Raw genomic sequence first — 22,687 nt, 5'->3', positions numbered from 1 at the left:
TTTTGAGGTAGTCAGTTACCTAATTTTCAGGCAAAAAGTACCGGAATTTTACCCCCGATCAGTGCAAGGGTCGGCACTTTTTGAGGTCAAAAAAGTCTAAAAGCCTTATCCAACAAGTTTTTTAGATTTATTCAGCCAGCCTTGCATACACTTGTACTATAATGAGACTTGAGGGAGTTTTGAGCAAAAAACCAAAGGAATTAGGGAGCTATGGTTCCTAATTCCTGTAGTATATGCCATTGTATCTAACGGGCTTGGAGAGACTCGAACTCCCGACCTTGTGGTCCGTAGCCACACGCTCTAATCCACTAAGCTACAAGCCCTTGTTTTTCTCAACAGTAAACTACTATAGCACAGGTTCATTCAATGACGCAAGAGGGTAAAGAAAAATTATCTCATCTCGACAGCCAAGGCGAGGCCCAGATGGTGGATGTATCGGAGAAAATGCCCACTAAACGCACTGCTATCGCCCTAGGACAAGTGAGAATGCTAAAAACGACTTTTGAAGCCATAGAACAGGGAAATGCGCCTAAAGGTGACGTTTTAGGGACGGCCAGACTAGCGGGAATTATGGCGGCCAAACAAACTTCCTCCTTAATTCCCCTTTGCCATCCCTTACCCCTGCAAAAAATCAATGTTCAGATTATCCCGAAAGCAGAGTTACCCGGCTACGAAATTCGGGCAGAAGTGGTGACAAAATCGGAAACCGGTGTAGAAATGGAGGCTTTAACTGCGGTATCGGTGGCAGCCTTGACTTTATACGATATGGCTAAAGCGTTAGAAAAATCAATCCTGATTGAAAATATCCGTCTGCTGAGTAAAACAGGAGGGAAATCAGATTATCATCAGGATCCCCTGTTGCCATGAAAACCCTAAGTAGGGTTTGCGGCAAAAAGTTTTTCCTGGTGGCAGGGTGTGGCCCCCCCAACCCCCCCGACATCGGGGGGGGTGTGGGGTGTGGGGTTTTACCCATTTTCAGGAAGTCAATTACCTAATTTTCGGGGAAAAAGTACCTGAATTTTCCCCCCAATCACTCCAATCGCTGGCACTTTTTGATTTCAAAAAAGCCTAAAGATATTATCCAACAAGGTTTTTAGATTTATTCAGCAAACCCTAAGTAACCCCTTCTAATTTTTCATCGGTCAATTGATATAATTCCTGTAATTTCTCTAATTTGTCGGGGTCTGCTTGCCAAAAACCGCGACCCTGTGCTTCTAACATTCTACCGACAATATTACGGAAAGCTTCAGGATTAGCTTGACGCAATTTTTCCGCCATTTCTGCATCAAAAGCGTAGGTATCGGCTGCCTGATCATACACCCAATCGTCACTAAAATTAGCCGTACCGCCCCAACCAATTAAAGCGGTCATTCTTTGGGAGATTTCGTAGGCCCCACCGGAACCTTGATTAACCATGGCATTGGCCCATTTAGGATTGAGTAATTTACTGCGGTATTCTAAGCGCAAAACCTCCTCTAATTTGCGGGGAGTTGTATCATTGGAAAAACTCTCGACAAAACTCGTCATCACCCGTTTACCGCTTTGTTTTTCTGCGGCTAATTTTAATCCTCCCGTGTTGCCGTAGTATTCCTGAATATCGGTTAAACCGTATTCTACCGAGTCAATTTCTTGGATAATACTTTCACTGGTTTTTAATAACTGTTGTAGCACTTCTGGTCGCGCTTGTCCCTTATCTTGACGACCATAACTAAAAACATTACGCTTTTCCCAAGTTTTCGCTAATTCGTTTTCATTATCCCAATTTCCCTCCACTACTTGGTCATTAACTAAAGAGCCAAAATCCCCGGCAGGATTGGAAAATAAACGAGCGCTGGCATTGTCAATTCCTTGACTTTTTAAGGCTAAATAGTGCTTACGGATATAATTATCATTTTCCGATTCTTCTATCTCGGCTGCCCGCTGCATTAAATCATCCAATAACTCGATAATATTGATAAAAGTATCCCGAAAAATTCCCGATAAATTAGCCAAAATATCGATGCGCGGGTGTCCAATTTCCCCTAGAGGTTTTAATTCATATCTGACAATTCTTCCTGTCCCCTCTTTCACCGGTTCCGCACCGACTAATTCTAAGAGAATACCCAGGGATTCACCCTTAGTTTTAATCACATCCAATCCCCAGAGTAAAACCGCTACAGTTTCGGGATATTTTCCTTTTTCGGTTAAGTTTTGTTCTAGCAGTTTTTTGGCGATTTCTCGTCCGCGGGTGTAGGCTGCTGGGGAAGGCATCCGGTAGGGGTCTAAAGCGTGTATATTGCGTCCTGTGGGCAAAACTCCCGCACCATCCCGGAGTAAATCACCCCCCGGCGCTGGGGGTACATATTCCCCATTTAATCCTCGCAAAAGATTAGTTAACTCTTCGCTATTTTGTCCTAATAAATTTTTAATAGTAATGCCTTCTTTAACCTTTTCATTGGTTGCTTCGTCAGCGATAATTTGCTGAAATTCTCGCTCAGATAAATCGGTAAAATAAGCATCAAGATAACCTTTTAATTCTTCCTGATTGGGAGCAGTTCCTAGGGTGTGTAACCCGGAAGAAAATAGTCTTTGTTCGACGATTTGTAGGTAATTATACACCTTGACAAAATAATCGGTTAGTGCATAGCGGCTAAATAATTTGGCATTTTCTAAAGTGAATTCTATTCCCTGTTTTTCTGCTTCCAGAAAAGGACAATCTTTAGAGATACCTGTATCAATAATCTTTTGGAGAATACTATCTCTTAAAGCGTAATTTTTCTCAGGATTTTCTCGAAACTCTGCAATCAAATCTCGTAAAATCATCAATTCTTTATATAATCCCGCTCGTCCGTAGGGAGGCACATTATGGGAAATTAACACCCCATAACCGCGACGTTTGGCTAGAATAGATTCCGAGGGATTATTAGCGGCATAAATATATAAATTCGGTAAATCTCCTAATAAAATATCTGACCAAGAATAACCAGTATTTCCTAGGGGTGAACCGGGCAGCCATTCGACGGTTCCGTGCATACCAAAATGAATGATCGCATCGGTCTTAAAATCTTTTTGTAACCACTGATAAAAGGCCGCATACTGAGGGTGAGGAGTTAAATCTTTTTCAAACATTAACCGCATCGGATCCCCAGCAATTCCTAAAGGTGGCTGCACTCCAATCCAGATATTACCTAACTCAATTCCCCCTAAATGATACTGGTTGCCAATAGTTTTTATCCCCGCATCTTTCAGAGATTTCCAGTGTTTTTCAATGCGAGAGGTTAACAGATAACCTAGCCAATTTTCTAAAGTTTCTATCGATAAACGATTGTGTTTAGAGAGATTTTCATCATCGGCAAATTTAACTTTTTGAATAATTTCTTCCCCGTCTTCGGGAATCGTTCCAACATTATAACCCTGCGCTTGCAAAGCTTGTAAAAACTTAACTAAACTACGGGGAACATTTAATAAAGCTGCCGTACCAACTGCCCCATAACCAGGCGGAAATCCATAGAGAATGATGGCTATTTTGCGTTCTTGCGGAGGGGTTTTATGTAACTTAATCCAACTATTTAAACGTCCAGTTAAACGCTGTAATCTTTCGGGGATTAAATAGATAGTTTCCCCCACTAATCCCCCCAGAGGAATCGTATCAATTGCCCCATCTAATTCAGGTAAAGCGTATAGAACCACACTCTGCAAACCACCGATTCCCTGTCTTGTCCAAGAATAAATATCTTGAATCAATAAAGGGGCAGCGATAAGATAAGGAATATTTTTAGCGGACAGAATTCGTTTAGCCACTTCTACCTGTCTTCCTGCTTCCATAGAACCCGCAGGACCCCCCACCAAAGGAAAGCCAATCGTCGAGACAATTGCATCTACTGTCACCGCATCTTCACTTAAAGAAGGAGTTTCAATGATTCCTTTTTTTCTTTGCTGAATTTCGTAGTCTGTGGTTAACCAATCCCGAACAATTGTATGGCCTTCTACTCCGTTAATAAACACGGGTAGGGGAATTAAATTAGCCGTTTCAAAATGACGGATTAATTGATTAATATAGGGCAATTTACTGATAACGTGCTTCCGATAAAGCAGCAGTGCCACCACTGGTTTATCAAGGGATTTATTTTTTTTATACCAAGTCAAATATTCTTGGGGAGTGAGAAAATAACCCTGATAATCGGGGTGTAATAGTCCCTTATTTGGAGTTTCGATAACTTCGGGTATTTCCTGTACTTTTAATCCTAGATATTTTTGGGCAATTACCCAACACATAGCGGCAACATTTTCGGTTCCTCCCGCATTCCAATAACCGTAGATAATTAACCAATTACGCAAATCTTGAACTTTTTTAGCGGGAATAAATTTCAGTAGTTTCGGACCGGTTTTGAGGAAACTAAGATAACCGGCTAACTTATCTTCTTCCTTGCCACTGGAAAATTTACTCAAGATAAATTGAATTGGTTTTGGCATTCCTTTTGGTTTATCCCCGATGGCAAATTCTCCCAAACGGGTTAAACTCATTAACTCTAAAGCAGACTCAAAAACTAAGCGAATCGGAATCTGTGCCGCTCGTTGCCGTAGCCAAGTAACTTGATCGTAATCGAAGATCAAACTAGCAAAAAAAACGTCGGCAGTGGCTAAAGCTTGCTCGACTATTTCCGGTTCGCTAGTCAAGGATTTATCGCTAAATACTTTTACTTCTAAATCGGGACATTTAGAACTAGCCAACAGGCCTGATTGCCGATACAAATTACTGTTAAAGGTTTCAAAGCCAACAATTAAAACAATGCTTTTCATAAGTAGTCGTGCAAAATTAATTTCTTGGTTAGGATAGGCAAAAGGCAAAAGGGAAAAGGCACTCATGCAAGAGGTAGTTAGATATGTGTAATTAATTTTGCCTAGGTACTAAGAATATTTTTAGACCAATCAGGGTGCGTTATCCTGCCTGAAAACACCCCCTGAAATGATGATAACGACAAACTAATAATAACTGCCGGATTTGCGATGATGGATGGCGGTTAAACCCTGGTGTAAAACCTTGCCTTTTTCTGCGATCGCATAAAGCAGCCAATGATCACCGCACTCCATTCGTTGTTCCACCCGACATTCCAGATAAGCGAGCGCTTCGGCCAGAATCGGCCCACCGTTCTCAGCTTTAGTGGTTTCGATATGAGCGAAACGATCTTCTCCGGGGGAAAAAGGTTTAAGAAAATGCTTCATTAAAGCCAAATGTTGACCTTCTTGGAGGATATTAAGGACAAAAGGCGTACCACTATAAAGCAGAGACTCGATCGCTCGTTCTTTCGCCACGGCAATAGTCAATCCAGGTGGCGTGAACGTCGCTTGCGACACCCAAGAGGCTAACATGGCGCCGCGCAATTCCCCCAATTCGCAGGTGACGATACAGAGAGAACCCACCAAACGGCCTAGGGCTTGCGATCGCCGATCACTTTGGGGTTGGTTAACATTAGTTTTCGGTTGTCTGCTTTTGCGAGCTTTTTTGACTGCTTGAGCGAAATCGGTTCCTGCTTCCTCGCAGGTCTTTAAAATTGCCTCCGTGGGCTTAAATTTAACCCGAATTGGCTCAAAACCGAAGCGATAACCGCCATCCCGGAATTTACTTTCCAAAAGATCGATCGCTTCCCCACTCCAACCGTAGGAGCCAAAAACCCCCACCAGCTTGCTTTTATCGCCATTTGCCAGGGTAATCCCCAAGGCGGTTTGGATGGGAGTCGGCGTGTGTCCTCCCAAAGTGGGGGAACCAAAGATAAAACCGACACTTTTTTCGATCGCCGTTTTGATCTCGTCCGGTTCGGCGGACTCGGCGTTAATCGCCGTGACTGCCACTGCCGCTTTCGTGATCCCCATAGCGATCGCTTGAGCGAGGGTGGCAGTGTTGCCGTAGGCACTAGCATAAATCAGGGCGATTGTCAACTCTTGGGACGTTTGTACTGCTAACCATTGTTGATAGGAAAGGGTCAATTCGTGCATCGCGTAACGCACCAGAGGACCGTGACCAACGGCATAAAATAAGGGCGATTTAGCGGCTAATTTCTCCAAAGCGTTGCTAATTTGGCTGGCATAGGGAGCCATGAGACAATCAAAATAATAACGCCGATCTTCATTATAAACGCTCCAACCCTCATCAAAAATTTGGTCGCCACAAACGTGCGCTCCGAATAATTTATCGGTGTAGAGAATATCAGTTTTGCTGTCGTAGGTACAGAGTTGATCGGGAAATCTGGGGTTAGGAGTGGGGATAAATTCTAATTGATGGTTTGCTCCTAAATTTAATATTTCTTCCCCCTTGACAACCAATAGATTTAATGCTTCAGTTTCGAGAATTTTTTTCAGGGAAATTGCCCCCGGATTGGAACAAACAAAAGTGACTTGAGGAGCTATTTCTAAAAGTGCCTTGAGGGTGACGGCACGATTGGGGTTAACGTGACCGAGGATAATATAATCAATAGTTTTCGGATTGATTCTTTTAGTTAAAGCCTCTAAAAATATAGCCGAGAATGATTCCCCTGGTGGATCAAAAAGAGCGACTTTTTCACTTTTAATCAGATAACTATTGGCGGTGGTTCCCTTTTGTAATCCGTATTCGATCTCGAATTTTAACCGGTCCCAAGTGCGGGAACGAAAGACAAAAGTATCGACGGCTATCGGTGCTACTTGTACATCTCTCGGTTTGACAATTGCATTATTCATAATTTTAGTTACCAGTTATCAGTTAATTAGTCAAGTAGTTAAGCGGCAACTTGAGGCTGTCATCATTTTTTACTTGGCAAGTTTTGCATCAAAGTCAACACTTGATTTTTGACTAAATACAGCCTTTTATCGCTAGGGACGAGTGGGGAAATTTGCGGGTTATCTTGCCAGCCGGAAGGACATCAATATCTAAAGTACACTATCTCTGGGAAGAAACCTAGCTTCTAGCAATTTGTTTGCGAGTAAGGATACCCCTCTGGGGGGATTTGCCAGTCTATTGAGAAATTCTAAAGGGAACGTGATCCCCAGAAGCGAGGTGCTAGTCTGAGGGAAACCCTGCTCTCTTCCTATCAGGCCAAGTTTTTATGAGCTATCAGCACTCGTCTTTTGACTGCACTAGCGCCAATTTTGAGAAAGCCGCTTTGAGTCATTTTCGCACTCTTGTGGCTTTTTTACCGGATAATTGCCGTGTTTACCGGCAAACTTGGGAATTTTCTACGGTTCTCTGTCTCGATTTTCTAGCCTGTTTGCAGGGACTAGCAATCACCCGTCAAAATTTTGCCCATCTAGTTAATGTGACACAAGAACTCGGTTTAGGTCAAGCAATCATTTTGAAAGTAGGCAATAAAATCGTCGAGTGGCATCGTTTAACAGTCTAGAAAAAAATCGGCTCTCTCTGTTCTTTCTGTCTCTGTGGTTTATCTTTAACGCTTATAACTACCTCTTACCTCTTGCCCCTTGTCTCTGGGTGCATCTCATTTTTGCACTCTCAAAAATTAATTATGCAAGAACTCTATAGTAGGGTTGATTCATGAATCAACCCTACCCAAACCCTGGAGCGCATTAGTTTTTCGGTGGGATGCTTACAGGCAGCTGCTGATATGTCTGTAATAATTTAAGGGTCACTGATAATTGCTGATTGTCGGTATTTCTGCAAATGTGAGATGCACCCCTTGCCTCTTGCCTGTCCTAACCAAGAAGTTAATTTTGTCCTATCTAGAACCGTTTAAGTTGAGAAAAAGCCCCAATAATTTGACCAAGACTAATACCACCATCATTAGTGGGAACAGTTTGCTGCCAGTAGGGTTGGAATCCCGAAGCTTGTAAGCGATTAATTGTTCTTTCCGTCAGATAACGATTTTGAAAACAGCCTCCCGTCAAGAGAATTTTTTCTCTACCTATTTTCTGAGCAATTTCTACAATAATCTCACTTAAACTATTATGAAATTTAGCGGCAATTATGCCGATTTGTACTTGTTTTTCTAAATCCTCAACAACTCCTAAAATTATCTGATTCCAATCAATAACTATGGGTGAGTCAGCTGATAAAGAAAAATTATAATATTCCTCCGTTTTAATGCCCTCAAGGGCGAATTCTAATTGCATTGCTGCTTGTCCCTCAAAACTTAATTGATAACATAAACCTAGAATCGCCGCCACACCATCAAACAAACGCCCGACACTAGAAGTTAAAGTACAATTAATTTTTTTGGTTAACATTTGCCTAAAAATCGACCATTCCTGTTCACTAAAAGCTGATTTTATCCTATCAGTATTTTCCATAACTTCTAGTAATCCTAAAGCTACTCGTCTGGGTTCTTTAACCGCTTTTTCTCCTCCGGGTAATAGCCAGGGTTTAAAATGGGCGACTCGCAGCCAAGAATCGGCAGTGATATGGATAAATTCTCCCCCCCAAATTGTGCCGTCTAAACCGTATCCTGTTCCATCCCAAGCAACCCCTAAAACCGGAGGTTGTAGCTGATTTTCCGCCATGCAGGATAAAACGTGAGCGTAATGGTGTTGAATGGGAATAACGGGCAAATTTAAACTATAAGCGTACTTGGTCGCTAGATATTCAGGATGAGCATCACAGGCAATAACTTCGGGTGCAAACTCGTATAATTTTTTTAAACTATCGAGGATATTTTCAAAATGATTGACAGCATTAACCGTATCTAAATCGCCGATATGTTGACTGATAAAAACTTGATTTTTTTGGTAGATAGCCACGGTATTTTTAAAATAACTTCCCACAGCCAAAATCGGGGGAAAATCTCCATCATTAACTTTAATGGGAAAGGGAGCATATCCCCGCGCTCGCCGCAAAATCATCGCTTTTCCTGCCATTTCCCTGATAATAGAGTCATCCACTGGCCGAAGGATGGGACGATTATGAACTAGAAATAAATCGGCGATAGTTCCCAATTTTTCTAAAGCTTCTTTTTCCTCAATACAGATAGGTTCATCGGCTAGATTACCACTGGTTGCTACAACAGGAAAGCCTAATTCTGCCAATAAAAGATGATGTAGGGGAGTATAGGGTAACATGACTCCTAGATAGGGATTACCCGGAGAAACGGCAGCAGAAAGATCATTTTTTTTTTGTTTAATCAGGACAATTGCCGCAGCAGGAGACTGCAATAATTGCGATTCTAAAGAAGATACATAACCGTGGTTTTTCACTAACTCAAGATTAGGATACATCACGGCAAAAGGCTTATCTGGTCGCTGTTTACGTTGTCGCAATTTTTGCACTGCTTCCGTATTTCTTGCATCGACAACTAGGTGAAATCCTCCTAATCCTTTGATCGCCATAATTTTTCCCTGTTCAATTGCTCTAGCAGTGGCGATTAAAGCTTGATCTTTTTCCGCTAATACAGAGCCTTGACTATCTAAAAGACTAATTTGGGGTCCGCAACGAGGACAGGCATTCGGTTGGGCATGAAAACGGCGATCCAGAGGGTTTTCGTATTCCCTTTGACATTCGGGACACTGATTAAAATCCCTCATAGTTGTGGCACTGCGATCATAGGGTAAACTCTCGATGATACTGTAGCGAGGACCGCAGTTAGTGCAGTTAGTAAAAGGATAGCGATAACGACGATTATTAGGGTCAAAAATATCGGCTAAACAATCGGGACAAGTGGCTAAATCGGGCAGAACAATTGTATTCTTTTCACCGCCGATGCTCTGGTGTATGCTAAAGTTTTGATAACCGACAGGATTTAACCATTGAGTCTCAATATTTTCAATTAGCGATTGAGGTGGTTTTTCTAAAGATAATCGAGTCAAAAAAGTTTCCAGTTTGTCTCGATTGCCCTCGACTTCAATAAAAACTCCCGCTGCTGTGTTATTCACCCAACCGGCTAAGTTTAATTCCGTTGCTAATCGATAAACAAAAGGACGAAAACCGACCCCTTGTACTGCTCCGCGCACAATTAAAGCTAATCGCTGATCGGATTGATAATTTAACGGGGAAAACATCAAATTCATCCCTAATTACTTTTCCCGTTATACTAAACTTTCACTAATCACCCGACAGCATTCTTCCACACTGGCTCTTTTTTCCATAGCTATCACTAAAGCTTGATAGGCAGTCTGTTGTTTTTCTAAAAGAGTTTTTGCCTGCAATAAACTCCAGCGCTCTTTTTGGGCATAATTATTCTCAGGAACCCCCGCTAATTTTAAGGCCGATTGCAGATAAAATCGATCGCTTTCTCCCCCTGCCGCTTTACCATAAACTAAGGTTTCGGCAGCAATTCCCGCCATCCACACCGTGGAAATTCGCTCTAAAAAAGCAGGAAAATCGGTAAAATTCTTGACTTTTTGCTCTAAATCTGCTAGGTCAAATTGAACACCGCCGACTCCCTCCTGGCCTTGACGAAAGGCTTCCCAAGCGGTCAAACTATAACTGGCGATCGGAATGCCCAAAATATAAGCGGTGAGAAAATGTCCGGCTTCGTGGTGAATAACTCTTTGACGGTGTTTACTGGGAGAAAGAGCATCCAGTAGTAAAGTCACGCCCCGGTTATTAAAGGTGAGAGTATCAACTGTAACTAATCCTAAGAGGCTAAAAGTAGCCAAAGCGGGGACAAAAGGCGAAATAGACAGCAAAGGGGTGACAAATACGGAAAGAGTGATCGAAAAAACGGTAATTGCGATCAGATTTAAAGCTGTCTGTTCCATAAAAATTAATAAAAATATACAAATGCTTAATACTATGTTACATTCCTTAGTTTTATTTTCCCCGAATCCAGTTTTTTACCTCCCCGATTTTTTCGGCTAAATCGGGAATTTTTCCCACGGATGCCTCGATGAGTTTCACTCTTTCATTTAAACCGGTGATTTTTGCGTCTAAAGTCCTGATTTCTCCCTTAATTTCCGTCTGTCCTATCTCTAAGACCTGAATTTCTCTTTTGATCTCTCCGAAACTATTCTCGATCGCTTTTTGTCCACTCTCCAAAGAGGTTAAACGAGTTTCGATCGCTTTTTGTCCATTCTCCAGAGAGGTTAAACGAGTTTCGATCGCTTTTTGTCCATTGATAATCAGATTTTCTAACCTTTTTAGGTCATTTTCCGTAAAAGCCGTCATCAGCTAAACTCCTAAATAGATTAATTTTTTCTCGTCTTGAGATTGAGTCGATCGTTGACTAATTTAATTATGGAGTCAAAATCAAGCTGTTACCCACTGATAGTTCTAGGTTCGATGCCGCAATAGGTATTTAGGGTGATAGGGAAATTTCCGCTAAATCCCCCATCTCCCCACTTCCCTTTAACATAAATAAATATTATTGTTTTCCACTATGGATAACTTTTATTGATGAATATTGATCGCACTATGCAAGAGGCAATAGGGATTTAGGGTGATAGGGAAATTTCCGCTAAATCCCCCACTTCCCCAATTCCCCACTTCCCTTTACCATAAATAAACATTATTCTTTTCCTGTATGGATAACTTTTATTGATGAACATCGCTCGCACTATGCAAGAGGCAATAGGGATTTAGGGTGATAGGCAAATTTCCCCCACTTCCCCACTTCCCGAATTCCCCTTTACCATAAATAAACATTATTCTTTTCCTGTATGGATAACTTTTATTGATGAATATTGATCGCACTATCCAACTAGCTCATCAATTAGCGGACGCTTCTGGAGAGATTATCCAGCGCTATTTTCGGCAGCCCCATCTAGAAACCGAGACAAAACTCGATCAAGTTTCCTCAATAGTAACAATCGCCGATCAAGAAGCTGAGGAGGCGATGGTAGCGATTATTCGGCGAGAATTGCCTGAAGATGGGGTTATTCGGGAAGAAGGAGCCAATATTCCCTCCCAAAGTGGTCGTTATTGGGTGTTGGATCCGATCGATGGCACATCCTCTTTTGTCAAGGGATTACCGATTTTTGGGACTTTAATCAGCCTGGTGGCAGAAAATCAACCGATTTTAGGAATTGTCGATCAACCGATTTTAGGCGATCGCTGGTTAGGAGTGAAGGGAAAAGCCAGTCTTTATAATAACCGGATGATTGTTAATCCCTACCGTCAGGATCGGGAACTTGTCTTAAAAAATGCCTGTTTAGCCTCCACCACTCCCTTAATGTTTATCACAGAACGACAACAGGCGATCGCTCGTCAGCTGCAAAGCGTCTGTAAACGTAGCGCTTTTGGGGGTGATTGTTATAACTATATGATGTTAGCCACTGGCTGCACTGCCATGCCGATGGTAATCCTAGAATCAGACCTGAAATACTACGATTTTTGCGCTTTAATCCCGATTATTGAAGGTGCGGGCGGAATAATTAGCGATTGGTCTGGTAATCCCCTACAAGCTGATTCTAGCGAAGTTTTAGCCGTCTCTAATTCCGGTTTATGGCGGCAGGTTTTAGAACAAATCAACAGAGTGGGTTAGTGCGAATACTAAGATAATTAGTCAACAGCTAACCCACCCCCGCGGCAATTAAACCGTGGCTAATTGAGGTTGGGGACGTTTGCTGTTACGGATACCTTCGATCGCTGCTGCGTAATCAGGGGCATTAAATACCGCCGAACCTGCTACGATCGCATTAGCACCCGCTTCGAGAACTTGCCAAGTATTAGCCGGTTTTAAGCCGCCATCCACTTCAATCCAGGGATCCAAGCCTTTTTCATCGCAGATTTGGCGTAATTGACGGATTTTGGGGACAACTTCCGGGATAAAACTCTGGCCACCAAAACCGGGGTTAACGCTCATAATTAGGACTAAATCGCACAAATGCAGCACATATTCGATTAAATCTAGGGGAGTGGAGGGATTTAACACCACACCCGCTTGTTTACCGAGTTCGCGAATTTGGCAAAGAGTACGATGGAGGTGGGGAGAAGCATTATGTTCAGCGTGAACAGAAATAATGTCAGCACCCGCTTTCGCAAAGTCAGCCACATATTTTTCTGGTTCCACGATCATTAAATGCACATCTAAAGGTTTTTTCGTATAGGGACGAATAGCGGAGACAATCAGGGGTCCAATGGTGATATTCGGGACAAAACGACCATCCATCACATCAACGTGAATCCAATCGGCTCCTGCCTTATCCACAGCCTCGATATCGGCTCCTAATTTACTAAAATCCGCCGATAGGATCGAGGGAGAGACAACGATCGACTTCGAGCTTCCGTTTTGGGTCATGGCTAACTATAGAATTTCGTGTTTATATTTTCGTAACAATCTTATCAGTAATCAGTGATCAGTGATCAGTAATCAGTGATCAGGAGTCAGGAGTCAGGAGACAGGAGATTATTTTTATTTATTCTCCCCACACCCCACACCCCCCCTGCCCCCCCGATGTCGGGGGGGTTGGGGGGGTCACACCCTACACCCTACACCCCACACCCTACACCCCACACCCCTCCGCATCCGGCATAGAAGCATAGGTTTATGTAATTGTCAATATACATTTACGAACTTTTTTGTCGAAACTGGATCATAAACTTTAAAAATAGGCATGATGGGAATGGTTGGGATCGAGGGGGTGGAAAGACGGATAAACTGGTGGCTTTGTACTTACACATACTTGGCGAACTCAGGAATTCACGCTACCCTAGGTCTCGGGTTCTTTACATTTTGTTACTTACCATCCGTAAGAAAACTTAGTTCACTTGCCCTATTTTCTCAGAAAAGAATCTTAAAAAAGTGTTAAGGTTTTATACTTGGGCAGTGTTATCAGGAGGAAAATTGTGTTTAAACGACTTGCAGAAGAGCATCGCCAACTGGTCAAAGACTTAGTCATGGATTTACAGGCCTTAGCGATCGCACTAGAAAATCAAGGTTATCTAGCATCTTGCTACACCTGTGGCGGTCAACTGAATAGCGCATCTTTTATGGTGGGATTGGGTGAAACCCATCTAATTCGGTTTCTCGTGTCCGATTACGGCATCACCTGGACAGAAATGCGCGATGATCGAGAGTTAATGAAACTCGAAGGTGCGGAAGCCATCAGCCAACTACAGGAATTAGCCAATCTGATTAAATATCAAATTTCGCCGGCGGAATTTATTGACAAAAAACCCTCCTCCGTGCTGCAACGGTTAGAGACGGTTTAACCCCAGATGTTACCTAGACCTGTATGTTTAGTGAACTTTTTCCCTAACCTTTCAGCCAACTGTTAGCTAGATAAGCCATTCGTTTCATCTCTTTTCGTCCCCGGGAGACGGAATCGAGGATCATGCCAGAGGTCAAACTTAAAAAGGCTAAAAGCATGATCGAGGCCGATAAAATGGCGGTGGGGAAACGTGGCACTAAGCCAGTTTCGAGGTATTCAAACAGGACGGGGATCGCTAAGAGGAGGGAAATAACCGCCAAAATTAGCGAGACAAGGCTAAAAAAGAGAAAAGGACGAATTTCTTTAAAAAGTAGGATAGCGGTTCCCAATACTCGCCAGCCATCTTGAAAGGTTTTTAACTTACTTTGGGAACCTTCGGGACGTTCCCCGTAGAGGGTTGGTTCTTCAGCGAAGGGAATTTTTAATTCTAAAGCGTGGATAGTTAACTCGGTTTCAATCTCGAAACCATTGGACAAAGCGGGAAAAGATTTGACGAAACGACGAGAAAAGATGCGATAACCGGAGAGCATATCGATTAAACGCGCTCCAAACAGAAATTTCACCAATCCCGTTAAAAATAGATTACCGGCGCGATGACCGGGACGATAAGCCTGGGAGGATTTTGCCGCTTCCCGACGCGCACCGACCACCATATCTAACTGTTCCCGCAGCATTCGTTCAATTAAGCGACGTACTGCCGCAATTTCGTAGGTATCATCACCATCGATGAGAATATAGATATCCGCTTCGATATCGGCAAACATCCGCCGGACAACATTGCCTTTTCCCGGTTGGATTTCCTGACGCACGATCGCCCCCGCTTTCAGTGCCTCGGTCACGGTATCATCGGTAGAACGGTTGTTATAAACATAAATTGCCGCTTCTGGCAAAAAAGTTTGGAATTGGGAGACCACTTTAGCGATCGTTAGTTCTTCGTTGTGACAGGGAATTATGACGGCGATACGGTAGTTTTTCAGAGAAATCGGCGGAATAGCAGTCATTTCGATCATGGCTGACGACAACGTTTAATGATGGTTAGGGGGGTTTCTTGGCGTTGGACGGCATGAACAATGGGACAATGGGGGAAAGCTTGGAAGTAATCGTATCGGGATAAACCCATGTAATAATCGGGGTCGGCGGCCTTTCCCCAAGCAAAGTCATCGGCATTTTGAGCAAGCCATTCCATCCCCTCTTTGAGACTTAAATCCCTGGTAATCGGTTTCCTGTTGACCCCTGACAGCTTTTAAGTCCCGAACATTAAGGCTGCCAGAGGTTGAACTCCATTAAAAAGGGTTTGCAGGATGAGAGGGCAAGTTTTCAAAGGCTTTCCTATGGCTTGCCGGACTTTTCCGGTTTAACATCCGTCACACGCCAACTGAGTTTTAAATTCATCCAGAAGTTCCAAACAGTAACCATAGCGATCGCTATTAAGTTAGCAATATAGCGATTAATATGTAAGACATTGAAGAAAAAGTTTAAGAGCAGGACGTTGAGGATCAAACCGGCCAAACAAATAAGATTAAATTTAAGAAAACGTTTGCAACGCTGCTGCCACTGATTTTGGCCGGTGGACAAATCGCCAAAAGTCCAGCGATCGTTCCAAAGAAAATTATTAATAATAGCCACCTCGGCGGCGATAATCTTACTGCGAGTTACTCCCCAAGCGAGGGTAGTGGGATCGCTGAGGAGATACAAGATGGCCATATCGACGAATAGGCCACTAAACCCGACTAAACTAAAGCGAAGAAAGCGAGCGAGGGGGAATTGCCAACGCCTTTTCAAACCACCGAAACGACCGCGGGAACGCAATTTCAGCAGGTGCAGGATATATTCGATGTATTGTTGCCAGGTGACTTTGCTTTCGCCGTCTTGACGCTCTTGGAAAACGTAACCCACTTCGGCGATCTGGTCGATATTGCCGCGGCCGATAACTTCGAGGAGAATTTTATAGCCCATCGGGTTTAAGATCGGGCCTGCGATCGCTTGTCGATTAACCATGAAATAGCCACTCATCGGATCCGATACCCGTCCCACCACGTTAGGCAGAATGACTAATCCCAACAGCTGCGCCCCCCGGGAGAGGAAGCGTCGAGTCAGACTCCATTCGCTGACTCCACCCCCTTCCACATGGCGACTAGCCACGGCGAGATCGGCTCCGGCTCTGGTTTGCTCGAATAATTTTAATAACACTTCCGGGGGATGCTGTAAATCGGCATCGATGACCCCAAGGATGTCGCCCCGTGCCACTTGCCACCCCCTCACCACTGCCGAGGATAGGCCTTTTTCTCCCTCCCGGCGCAGCACTCGCAGCTGGGGATATTCAGCGATTAAAGATGCGGCGACTTCCCAAGTGCGATCGGGACTATTATCATCGACAACGATCAGTTCGTAATCTTTGGCAAGGGCTTCGTCAAGTATTTGACTAAGAATGTTGACTAATTGAACGATATTTTGCCGTTCATTGTAGGTGGGAATGACTAGAGACAGGCTGAGAGGATAATTTTTTTCTGCTTCTAAGTTGCCGTCGTCTGGGGGAGGAGGAGATAAAGGTACCTGTAGATCTCCTGTGGGGGGAGTTAAGAAAAGATGAGACTGCTGTACCTTCATGAAAAATTTGACCTCACTCGCGGTTGATTTAGCTACAGACGCACTGACAACGGCAGAAGATTCTGAATAGTTTTGGCCCTTTGGAACCTAACCTATTGAACCATACCTTTGTCGTCTCTTGGGCGGACACAAGCATTGATTAACCGGTACCCTTCGACGTAGCTCAGGGCAAGCTATCGGCCATGACTCGTAAACCCAAGACGCTGTGGTGTTGATCGGGAAGGCAAAAGGTGCGATTGGCACTGCGTAGGTGCCTAGCTTCATCGCCCCAACTGCCCCCTCGCACTAAACGGGCGGAACGATAACGGGGCTGCAAGCGAGTATCGCTGTCTAACCAAGCACTACCATCCAGGGGCGGGGTTCCCTCGTAATTCCGGTGCCAGCTATCGGCGCACCATTCGCCCACGTTGCCGTGCATATCGTAGAGACCGAAATTATTGGGGGCGAAACTGCCCACCGGGGTAGTCTTGGCCAGATAGGCGCTGCTGGGTTCTTCCGCGTAGGGATCATAGACGGCAAAGTAATTGGCGCGCTCGCTGGTTAGGGTTTCCCCGCAGTAAAAGGGGGTGGTTGTACCGGCGCGACAGGCGTATTCCCAGCGTGATTCACTCGCTAGTCGGTAATCTTTGCCGGTGGATCGGGAGAGTCTTTGACAAAATTCGATCGCCTCGTACCAGGAGACTCTCTCTACGGGTAAGTTATCGCCTTGGAAAAAGGAGGGCGCCGGGTTGAGTTCGAGATTAATTTTCGGCAGTTGGGCGATCGCTCGCCATTGTGCTTGGGTGATCGGGTATTTGCTCAGAAAAAAGGCCGCCGTCGTCACGGAATTTTCTGGTTTTTCACTGCTAGTATGATCGCCTCTTTCTTCATTTTTCGAGCCGCGTCGAAAACTGCCCCCCGGAATGGCTACCATTTCTAGTTCGCTGCCGTTGCCTAGGGGTTCGCTCCAGGAGCGAGCGCTACCCTGACGGCGATCAATAATTTGCCCTTGACGATTGACGGTGACTGTTTCAAAGCTATATTCTGTCCACTGGAGATTTTGCGAATCTACTGGGCGAATTTGCCGCAAAAATTCCTCCATTGCCTCTATATTCTCGGCAATAGCTTGGTTTTGGTCGGCAGAATAACTGAGCCGAGAGGAGAGAAGGGTAGCTAGTCCGGCACTTCCTCCGGCTAGGGCCGCTAATTTCAGCAAGCTACGTCGGTTTAAGAGGGGATTAGGGGGATAGTTCATATTTTTAGGAGACTGGTCTGATATTTAGGCATTTCTAATCTTGATAGAAACGACTTTTTACTAAACAATAGGCTCTTTCATCGCCGTCACGACTGGCGGGATCGGAGTTTTCGGTATTACCTACTGTTATATAATCGCAAATTTCCCAGCCGGTTCGCTGTAAAATTCGGCGTAACCCGGCATTAGAAAAGATCCAATAGTTGGTGGAATCATTATTTGCTTCTAGTTCATCGAGTAAATAGGCTAGAGGAATCGCGGAAAGATCGACTCGATTAGCGGCATTACTCACCGTATTAAACTTAGTGACGCGGGTGCTAATCAGGCAATAATTGGCAGATTTCGCTAAGGTTTCGAGGGCATAGTAGGGATTTTTGAGATGGTATAAAATTCCTAAGAAGATGACTAAACTATAGCTTTTTTCGGGAAGCAGAAACTGAGAGTCTAAGTTAACATCATGAATCTCCACAGAGGAAGAAAGCGCGGTTTTGAGCAGTTTAACCCCTTGCATAAGGTTAAAGTTAGTAGGAGCGTAGTCAACTACCTGCACTTTACAGCCCAAAGATTCCAGAAAAAACGCCAGATCCCCATCGGCACAACCAATATCAACAATCGGTTTTTCCGAGATTAATTCCAGGAGAAAACGGTTTTTACCAGTTAATAGTAATTCGAGAATCTCGAAGCAGGTTAAAGTGTTGTAAGGATACCAGCCAAAATTGTCGGGAGCGAGTTTTTCTTTTTCGGCATCTAATTGGACTCGAAACTGGCGGGCTTTATTTTTGATGACGCTAATATCGAGAAGTTTCGGACTAATTTCTTGCAGTTCGGGAATGGTTAAAGATAACTGACCTAATCTTTCATAAAGAGCGTTTTTTTCCCGAATCATTTCTTGTTTTTCTTGATTCAAACTCTTCAGATGATCTTTGAGAGAATCTCGTTCTTCAATTAAAGTCTCTCGTTCATCAACTAAGCGAGGATATTTCCAGAACTTAAGATATTTCTTGATTTTCATCTATCAATAGGGAGGAATTAATTTTACTAAGTTAGTCTAGGGAGTCTCTGGCTGTTGGATATTTTTACCAAAACCACTCTGATCATACCATTGATCGGGATCATTTGTCAAGATATTTACCAAAAATTTTGAGGTTTAAAGTCAGCTTATTATTGGCTTTTATCAAAATTAAGCTGAGGATTTGTGTGGATGATTTGTTTTTAATAATGATAGATTCGCGGTAACTTCCTTAGATAATTTTCCAAGATTTGGGAAAATCTAGACAATGGGGACAGTATTCAATCAAAATAGTGGTGGAGGATTTCCCGGGCATTCAGTCCAAACCAAGCCTCATCTCCTTGCAATGCGGGGAAAGAGGAGAGGTTGACCGTCATGACAGAAATTATATAGATTAAAATTAGAAAACTTAGGTAAATTGGCAAGATTTTAACTTTTTTCATGATCGAAGTTATCCCGCTTACATAATTAAAATTTTTTCTCTGCTTTTTAGACTTATTTTTGACAAATTTTGCAAATTTGCATAAGGATATATGATCCTACTCACCAGCTTCTTTGAGATACTGATTGATATGATAATCCGGGTTAACTTGACAAGAGTTCGAGCGCCTGTAAACGCAAGTTCCGTTAAAGCATTTCTCCCGTTGATAATCTCCGACCGCGGCCCGGTCTTGGTTAAATAATAGATAATTAAAATAAGGTTGTAGTGCCTCGAAATTTTCGTTATCTTTGAGGAAATAAATCGGTACATCTTGGTGTAAGTAGGCGTATCCCCCCGTATACTGCCACGCCAATCCTTTTACTCCTAAACCGCACAGTTTTTTCTCGCTACTTAAATACTGATAGGCTTGTAATTGTCCGCCGTGGGTTTGCCAGTGAGTATAGCCCGGTTTTTGCCAAGGCGGTCCGAAATTAAAAGTCTGGTCGGTATTAAAACGCCCCGCCAGTAACCAAGATAGAAAAGCCCAAAGAAGTAAACTACTAAAAATAACGATAGTTTTGCCAGCGAGGGAACCTCGCATTAACGATAAACGCGAGACGAGAGTGGCAGTCCCCAAACCAGCGAGAATAATAATTAGTGGTAGGGCAGGGAACATATAGCGATATTCTTTGTGACCTAAAAAGCTGTGAGAGAGGATAATAACTAGGGCCAGAAGGGCGAGAATCCAGTGACGACGAGCGGCGATTGCAGAGAAGACGAGGATCGGAAACAGCCACCAAGACCAATTGAGGGCTAGCCAAGTAAAATATTGCTGCCAGGGTGATACGCCAAAACTATTAAATTTTCCTTCAAAAATATTAATCCAGATCAGTTTCCAAATCGATTGGAAGGGGGTGGACCAAGTGAAAGCGTCTAAAGCACCCCCCAGCAAAACCGGACCGATAAAACCGAGGGCAAGGGGCGGTAATTGTGGAAAATTTTTTTGTCTAACTTGATAAATGAGGGCGATGGCGATGGCCGGCAGTAAATGAAATCGAAGATAGGTGGTCAATCCGTAGAAAAACCCTGTCCAATACAGTCGCTGACGAGAGGGGGGATTTTTGCCGTAGCATCCTAAATAAACGCCGACCAGCAGGGAATAAGCGGCAATAACTTCGGTGAAGGCTTTCGGGGCAAAATAAATAAATTCAAACCAAATCCCACAAATACCGCCGGTTAGGATAGCGCCGGCCAAACCGATGCTTTCGTAGGCGATCGAGAATCCGATCCAAACGGGAATTAAAGATAGTAAACTGAGGAAAATCTTGACACTGGCCAGATAGCCACTGGAGCCTTCCGAAAAACCAGCAGTTAACTTCATAATCCCGCCAAGAATGCCCGGAAATAACCAAGAACGAATCCCGTCCCGAAAATCCCAAGGTATCATCCCATTACCAAAAGCTAGTCGATGACCCTGTTCTAAGGTCTGAAAAATTTCATCCGGCCAGAGAATATTAGGATAAGAGAAAGCGGCATTTAGACGTAGGAAAAGGGCAAAAATAAGGATTAATAACAACCAAACTCTAGAATAATTTAACTGACGAATCATGTTGGCAACTAAGGATAAAGATTTTTGCTTTAGGGGAAAATCTAGGGATTTTTAACGGGGTAATTGTTGTTACTCGGCTATCAAGCTAATGTTTTTTAGCATATTGCTGATGGTAATGTCAATCTCTTAAGTTATAGTTTAGTGGGGAGAAACTGGGGAACTTTTCTGCCAGAAATGAGTCCCTTGTCTGGAGTTGGCTATAAAGATGAGTTGACCATTTGATATCCCTGAGAATTTACGAAGGAGAAATTATCGAGATGACTTAACCTCGATAATCGGGTATTTAATCGATCTGGGTTTGTCAAAAAATTTAACCGTCAAACCATGTTACAATAGCACGGGTTCACCCCAAAAGATAAATAGCGAGCCAATTTCAGAATAATGCTACAGCGAGATTTTCTATTTAATAATTTTGAAAAGTTTGATTACCGTCTATTTCTGGGTATATTAATTACGGGCTTAGGATTTATTTTAAGATATTATCAGTACGATTCCTTACCTCCCTATAACTGGACTCAAGATGAATTTGCTTTTGCTTGGAGTGGCATGAGTTTGATTCAAGAGGGAGTCCCTACCAGTTGGTCTTTCCTCAGTACCACGGATGATTTTTTGGTGACAGTTTGGGAAAAAACTGCCGTTCGTTATCGTTTTGTTACTCCTTGGTTTGATCATCCTCCCTTGTTTGGATTAATTGTGGGTATGACGGCTATTTTATCGGGAGCAAAGGAATTTTTTGACTGTAGTTTAACAGTAATTAGGATTCCTTCTTTAGTTTTTGGCACTCTCTCTATTTTCTTACTTTATTTATTAGCTTTACGTTTGACTAATACCGGTGTGGCGATTATAACTTCTTTAATTTTTGCCACTAACCCCAATACGGTTTTTTTATCTCGTTTAGCAGTTAGTGAAAATTTATTATTATGTCTAAGTTTAGCGGTAGCAATTTTATTCCTTCAGTACGGTGAAAAGTCTCAAAAAAAGTATCTATACTTGGCTATAGTTCTAGGTGGTTTAGCACCTTTAGTTAAGGTGACAGGATTATATATTCTAGGTTCTCTAGTCGCTTTACTATTATTACAAAAAAATTGGCGAGATAGCTTAATCGCTTCTCTGACGGCAGTTTTATCCTTTGGTTTGTATTACCTTTACGGTTGGTTTTATGATTTTAGTTGGTTTTTAACTACTCTCCAAGAACATAAAAATCGCTTTACGGATTTTGCTATGTTAAAAAATCTAGTTTTACCCACAGTTTTTTTTGAGGATGGTTGGTTAATTTTTAGTTGGATTACTCTCCTGTTAGTGTCCAGATTTCCTTTGAAAATATCTAAAATACGATTAGTAATTTTTCCTATATTAATCTATACAATTCTTCTCACCTTTTCTGGCGCTCAAAGTCATTACTATGCTTGGTATGTAATTCCTTACTATGGATTTCTCTTTCTGGTGCTTGGTATATTCTTAGACGATTTTCGTAAGAACCCTGATTTTATCGGTGCTGCCACTATCTTTATTTTTCTTGTCGTTTGGTCGGTGAATTTAAATATTAAGGATTGGGTTTTGAGTTCCCCTTACGGTAGATATTACTTTATTATCGGAACGGCAATTACTTTAGGGGGATTTTTCTTTAATGATTTAACCGAGAAAAAATCGAAAATTTTAACTAATTTTGTCAAGATAATCATGCTGATTGTCTTTTGGGGATTGTTACTAGGTAATCTTCATCTCATCCTTAACTATAAATTGCCAAGTTAAGCTAGTAAA

The 22,687-nt window shown here is 42.9% G+C and carries 18 protein-coding genes and 1 tRNA gene; 5 read left to right on the top strand and 14 right to left on the bottom strand.

Features of this window, described 5'->3' with window-relative positions; translation table 11 throughout:
• Positions 1-249: 249 nt before the first annotated feature.
• Positions 250-323: transfer RNA gene (locus O9334_RS20095), tRNA-Arg, on the bottom strand.
• 43 nt (positions 324-366) lie between these two features.
• On the opposite strand from O9334_RS20095, the gene moaC reads away from it, so the two are divergent.
• On the top strand, positions 367-867 hold the full coding sequence (moaC, locus tag O9334_RS20090; protein WP_045357594.1) for a cyclic pyranopterin monophosphate synthase MoaC: 501 nt from the start codon (positions 367-369) through the stop codon (positions 865-867).
• A gap of 246 nt (positions 868-1,113) precedes the next feature.
• On the opposite strand, the gene bchH is transcribed toward moaC, so the two are convergent.
• Together bchH and O9334_RS20080 are read right to left on the bottom strand one after the other, a co-directional pair.
• On the bottom strand, positions 1,114-4,779 hold the full coding sequence (gene bchH / locus O9334_RS20085) for a magnesium chelatase subunit H (protein ID WP_045357674.1): 3,666 nt from the start codon (positions 4,777-4,779) through the stop codon (positions 1,114-1,116).
• Between the two features lie 183 nt (positions 4,780-4,962).
• A complete protein-coding gene (locus O9334_RS20080) occupies positions 4,963-6,693 on the bottom strand; it encodes a diflavin flavoprotein (RefSeq protein ID WP_288002100.1) in 1,731 nt (576 codons plus the stop codon).
• 365 nt (positions 6,694-7,058) lie between these two features.
• On the opposite strand from O9334_RS20080, the gene O9334_RS20075 reads away from it, so the two are divergent.
• Positions 7,059-7,352 carry a hypothetical protein gene (locus O9334_RS20075; RefSeq protein WP_045357600.1) on the top strand — a complete coding sequence of 98 codons (294 nt, stop codon included), beginning with the start codon at positions 7,059-7,061 and terminating at the stop codon, positions 7,350-7,352.
• Positions 7,353-7,689: 337 nt separating this feature from the next.
• Here O9334_RS20075 and hypF read toward each other — a convergent pair whose 3' ends face one another.
• The 3 genes from hypF to O9334_RS20060 are packed head-to-tail and all read right to left on the bottom strand — an operon-like array spanning position 7,690 to position 11,065.
• On the bottom strand, positions 7,690-9,957 hold the full coding sequence (hypF, locus tag O9334_RS20070) for a carbamoyltransferase HypF (protein ID WP_288002098.1): 2,268 nt from the start codon (positions 9,955-9,957) through the stop codon (positions 7,690-7,692).
• Between the two features lie 27 nt (positions 9,958-9,984).
• A complete protein-coding gene (locus O9334_RS20065) occupies positions 9,985-10,659 on the bottom strand; it encodes a hypothetical protein (RefSeq protein ID WP_045357602.1) in 675 nt (224 codons plus the stop codon).
• Positions 10,660-10,711: 52 nt separating this feature from the next.
• Positions 10,712-11,065: a coiled-coil domain-containing protein gene (locus O9334_RS20060; RefSeq protein WP_288002095.1), complete on the bottom strand. Its 354-nt coding sequence runs from the start codon at positions 11,063-11,065 to the stop codon at positions 10,712-10,714.
• A 508-nt stretch (positions 11,066-11,573) separates the two neighbouring features.
• Here O9334_RS20060 and hisN point away from each other — a divergent pair.
• A complete protein-coding gene (gene hisN / locus O9334_RS20055) occupies positions 11,574-12,380 on the top strand; it encodes a histidinol-phosphatase (protein ID WP_288002092.1) in 807 nt (268 codons plus the stop codon).
• Between the two features lie 48 nt (positions 12,381-12,428).
• Here hisN and rpe read toward each other — a convergent pair whose 3' ends face one another.
• Positions 12,429-13,136 (bottom strand): ribulose-phosphate 3-epimerase, encoded by a 708-nt coding sequence (rpe, locus tag O9334_RS20050; RefSeq protein WP_002736739.1) that lies wholly within the window; start codon positions 13,134-13,136, stop codon positions 12,429-12,431.
• Between the two features lie 548 nt (positions 13,137-13,684).
• On the opposite strand from rpe, the gene O9334_RS20045 reads away from it, so the two are divergent.
• Positions 13,685-14,050: a DUF1815 family protein gene (locus O9334_RS20045; RefSeq protein ID WP_004162929.1), complete on the top strand. Its 366-nt coding sequence runs from the start codon at positions 13,685-13,687 to the stop codon at positions 14,048-14,050.
• A 43-nt stretch (positions 14,051-14,093) separates the two neighbouring features.
• Here O9334_RS20045 and O9334_RS20040 read toward each other — a convergent pair whose 3' ends face one another.
• The 7 genes from O9334_RS20040 to O9334_RS20010 form a co-directional block, all read right to left on the bottom strand.
• Positions 14,094-15,059 carry a glycosyltransferase family 2 protein gene (locus O9334_RS20040; RefSeq protein ID WP_190380327.1) on the bottom strand — a complete coding sequence of 322 codons (966 nt, stop codon included), beginning with the start codon at positions 15,057-15,059 and terminating at the stop codon, positions 14,094-14,096.
• On the bottom strand, positions 15,056-15,235 hold the full coding sequence (locus O9334_RS20035; RefSeq protein WP_045357616.1) for a hypothetical protein: 180 nt from the start codon (positions 15,233-15,235) through the stop codon (positions 15,056-15,058). Before O9334_RS20035 ends, O9334_RS20040 begins: the two co-directional genes overlap by 4 nt.
• A gap of 143 nt (positions 15,236-15,378) precedes the next feature.
• Positions 15,379-16,656, bottom strand: a complete 1,278-nt coding sequence (locus tag O9334_RS20030; RefSeq protein ID WP_288002088.1) for a glycosyltransferase — start codon at positions 16,654-16,656, stop codon at positions 15,379-15,381.
• Between the two features lie 163 nt (positions 16,657-16,819).
• Positions 16,820-17,890 (bottom strand): formylglycine-generating enzyme family protein, encoded by a 1,071-nt coding sequence (locus O9334_RS20025; protein WP_045357621.1) that lies wholly within the window; start codon positions 17,888-17,890, stop codon positions 16,820-16,822.
• Positions 17,891-17,924: 34 nt separating this feature from the next.
• A complete protein-coding gene (locus tag O9334_RS20020) occupies positions 17,925-18,899 on the bottom strand; it encodes a methyltransferase domain-containing protein (protein WP_012266876.1) in 975 nt (324 codons plus the stop codon).
• A gap of 278 nt (positions 18,900-19,177) precedes the next feature.
• On the bottom strand, positions 19,178-19,339 hold the full coding sequence (locus tag O9334_RS20015; protein ID WP_190380324.1) for a hypothetical protein: 162 nt from the start codon (positions 19,337-19,339) through the stop codon (positions 19,178-19,180).
• A 96-nt stretch (positions 19,340-19,435) separates the two neighbouring features.
• Positions 19,436-20,926: a glycosyltransferase family protein gene (locus O9334_RS20010; protein ID WP_288002086.1), complete on the bottom strand. Its 1,491-nt coding sequence runs from the start codon at positions 20,924-20,926 to the stop codon at positions 19,436-19,438.
• Positions 20,927-21,307: 381 nt separating this feature from the next.
• Between O9334_RS20010 and O9334_RS20005 the strand changes: the two genes are divergently transcribed.
• A complete protein-coding gene (locus O9334_RS20005) occupies positions 21,308-22,678 on the top strand; it encodes an ArnT family glycosyltransferase (protein WP_288002083.1) in 1,371 nt (456 codons plus the stop codon).
• Positions 22,679-22,687 lie beyond the last annotated feature (9 nt).

The organism is Microcystis sp. LE19-8.1F, from assembly GCF_027531715.1.
GTDB lineage: Bacteria > Cyanobacteriota > Cyanobacteriia > Cyanobacteriales > Microcystaceae > Microcystis > Microcystis wesenbergii_A.
This window is presented reverse-complemented; position numbering and strand designations above follow the sequence as displayed.

What these genes read in the sequence shown, in the direction of transcription:
- O9334_RS20020 (WP_012266876.1), bottom strand. Translation starts at nt 18,899, where the DNA reads ATGAAAATCAAGAAATATCTTAAGTTCTGGAAATATCCTCGCTTAGTT.
- moaC (WP_045357594.1), top strand. Translation starts at nt 367, where the DNA reads ATGACGCAAGAGGGTAAAGAAAAATTATCTCATCTCGACAGCCAAGGC.
- O9334_RS20075 (WP_045357600.1), top strand. Translation starts at nt 7,059, where the DNA reads ATGAGCTATCAGCACTCGTCTTTTGACTGCACTAGCGCCAATTTTGAG.
- O9334_RS20005 (WP_288002083.1), top strand. Translation starts at nt 21,308, where the DNA reads ATGCTACAGCGAGATTTTCTATTTAATAATTTTGAAAAGTTTGATTAC.
- O9334_RS20080 (WP_288002100.1), bottom strand. Translation starts at nt 6,693, where the DNA reads ATGAATAATGCAATTGTCAAACCGAGAGATGTACAAGTAGCACCGATA.
- O9334_RS20010 (WP_288002086.1), bottom strand. Translation starts at nt 20,926, where the DNA reads ATGATTCGTCAGTTAAATTATTCTAGAGTTTGGTTGTTATTAATCCTT.
- hisN (WP_288002092.1), top strand. Translation starts at nt 11,574, where the DNA reads ATGAATATTGATCGCACTATCCAACTAGCTCATCAATTAGCGGACGCT.
- O9334_RS20035 (WP_045357616.1), bottom strand. Translation starts at nt 15,235, where the DNA reads ATGGAATGGCTTGCTCAAAATGCCGATGACTTTGCTTGGGGAAAGGCC.
- O9334_RS20040 (WP_190380327.1), bottom strand. Translation starts at nt 15,059, where the DNA reads ATGATCGAAATGACTGCTATTCCGCCGATTTCTCTGAAAAACTACCGT.
- hypF (WP_288002098.1), bottom strand. Translation starts at nt 9,957, where the DNA reads ATGTTTTCCCCGTTAAATTATCAATCCGATCAGCGATTAGCTTTAATT.
- O9334_RS20025 (WP_045357621.1), bottom strand. Translation starts at nt 17,890, where the DNA reads ATGAACTATCCCCCTAATCCCCTCTTAAACCGACGTAGCTTGCTGAAA.
- rpe (WP_002736739.1), bottom strand. Translation starts at nt 13,136, where the DNA reads ATGACCCAAAACGGAAGCTCGAAGTCGATCGTTGTCTCTCCCTCGATC.
- O9334_RS20015 (WP_190380324.1), bottom strand. Translation starts at nt 19,339, where the DNA reads ATGAAAAAAGTTAAAATCTTGCCAATTTACCTAAGTTTTCTAATTTTA.
- bchH (WP_045357674.1), bottom strand. Translation starts at nt 4,779, where the DNA reads ATGAAAAGCATTGTTTTAATTGTTGGCTTTGAAACCTTTAACAGTAAT.
- O9334_RS20030 (WP_288002088.1), bottom strand. Translation starts at nt 16,656, where the DNA reads ATGAAGGTACAGCAGTCTCATCTTTTCTTAACTCCCCCCACAGGAGAT.
- O9334_RS20065 (WP_045357602.1), bottom strand. Translation starts at nt 10,659, where the DNA reads ATGGAACAGACAGCTTTAAATCTGATCGCAATTACCGTTTTTTCGATC.
- O9334_RS20060 (WP_288002095.1), bottom strand. Translation starts at nt 11,065, where the DNA reads ATGACGGCTTTTACGGAAAATGACCTAAAAAGGTTAGAAAATCTGATT.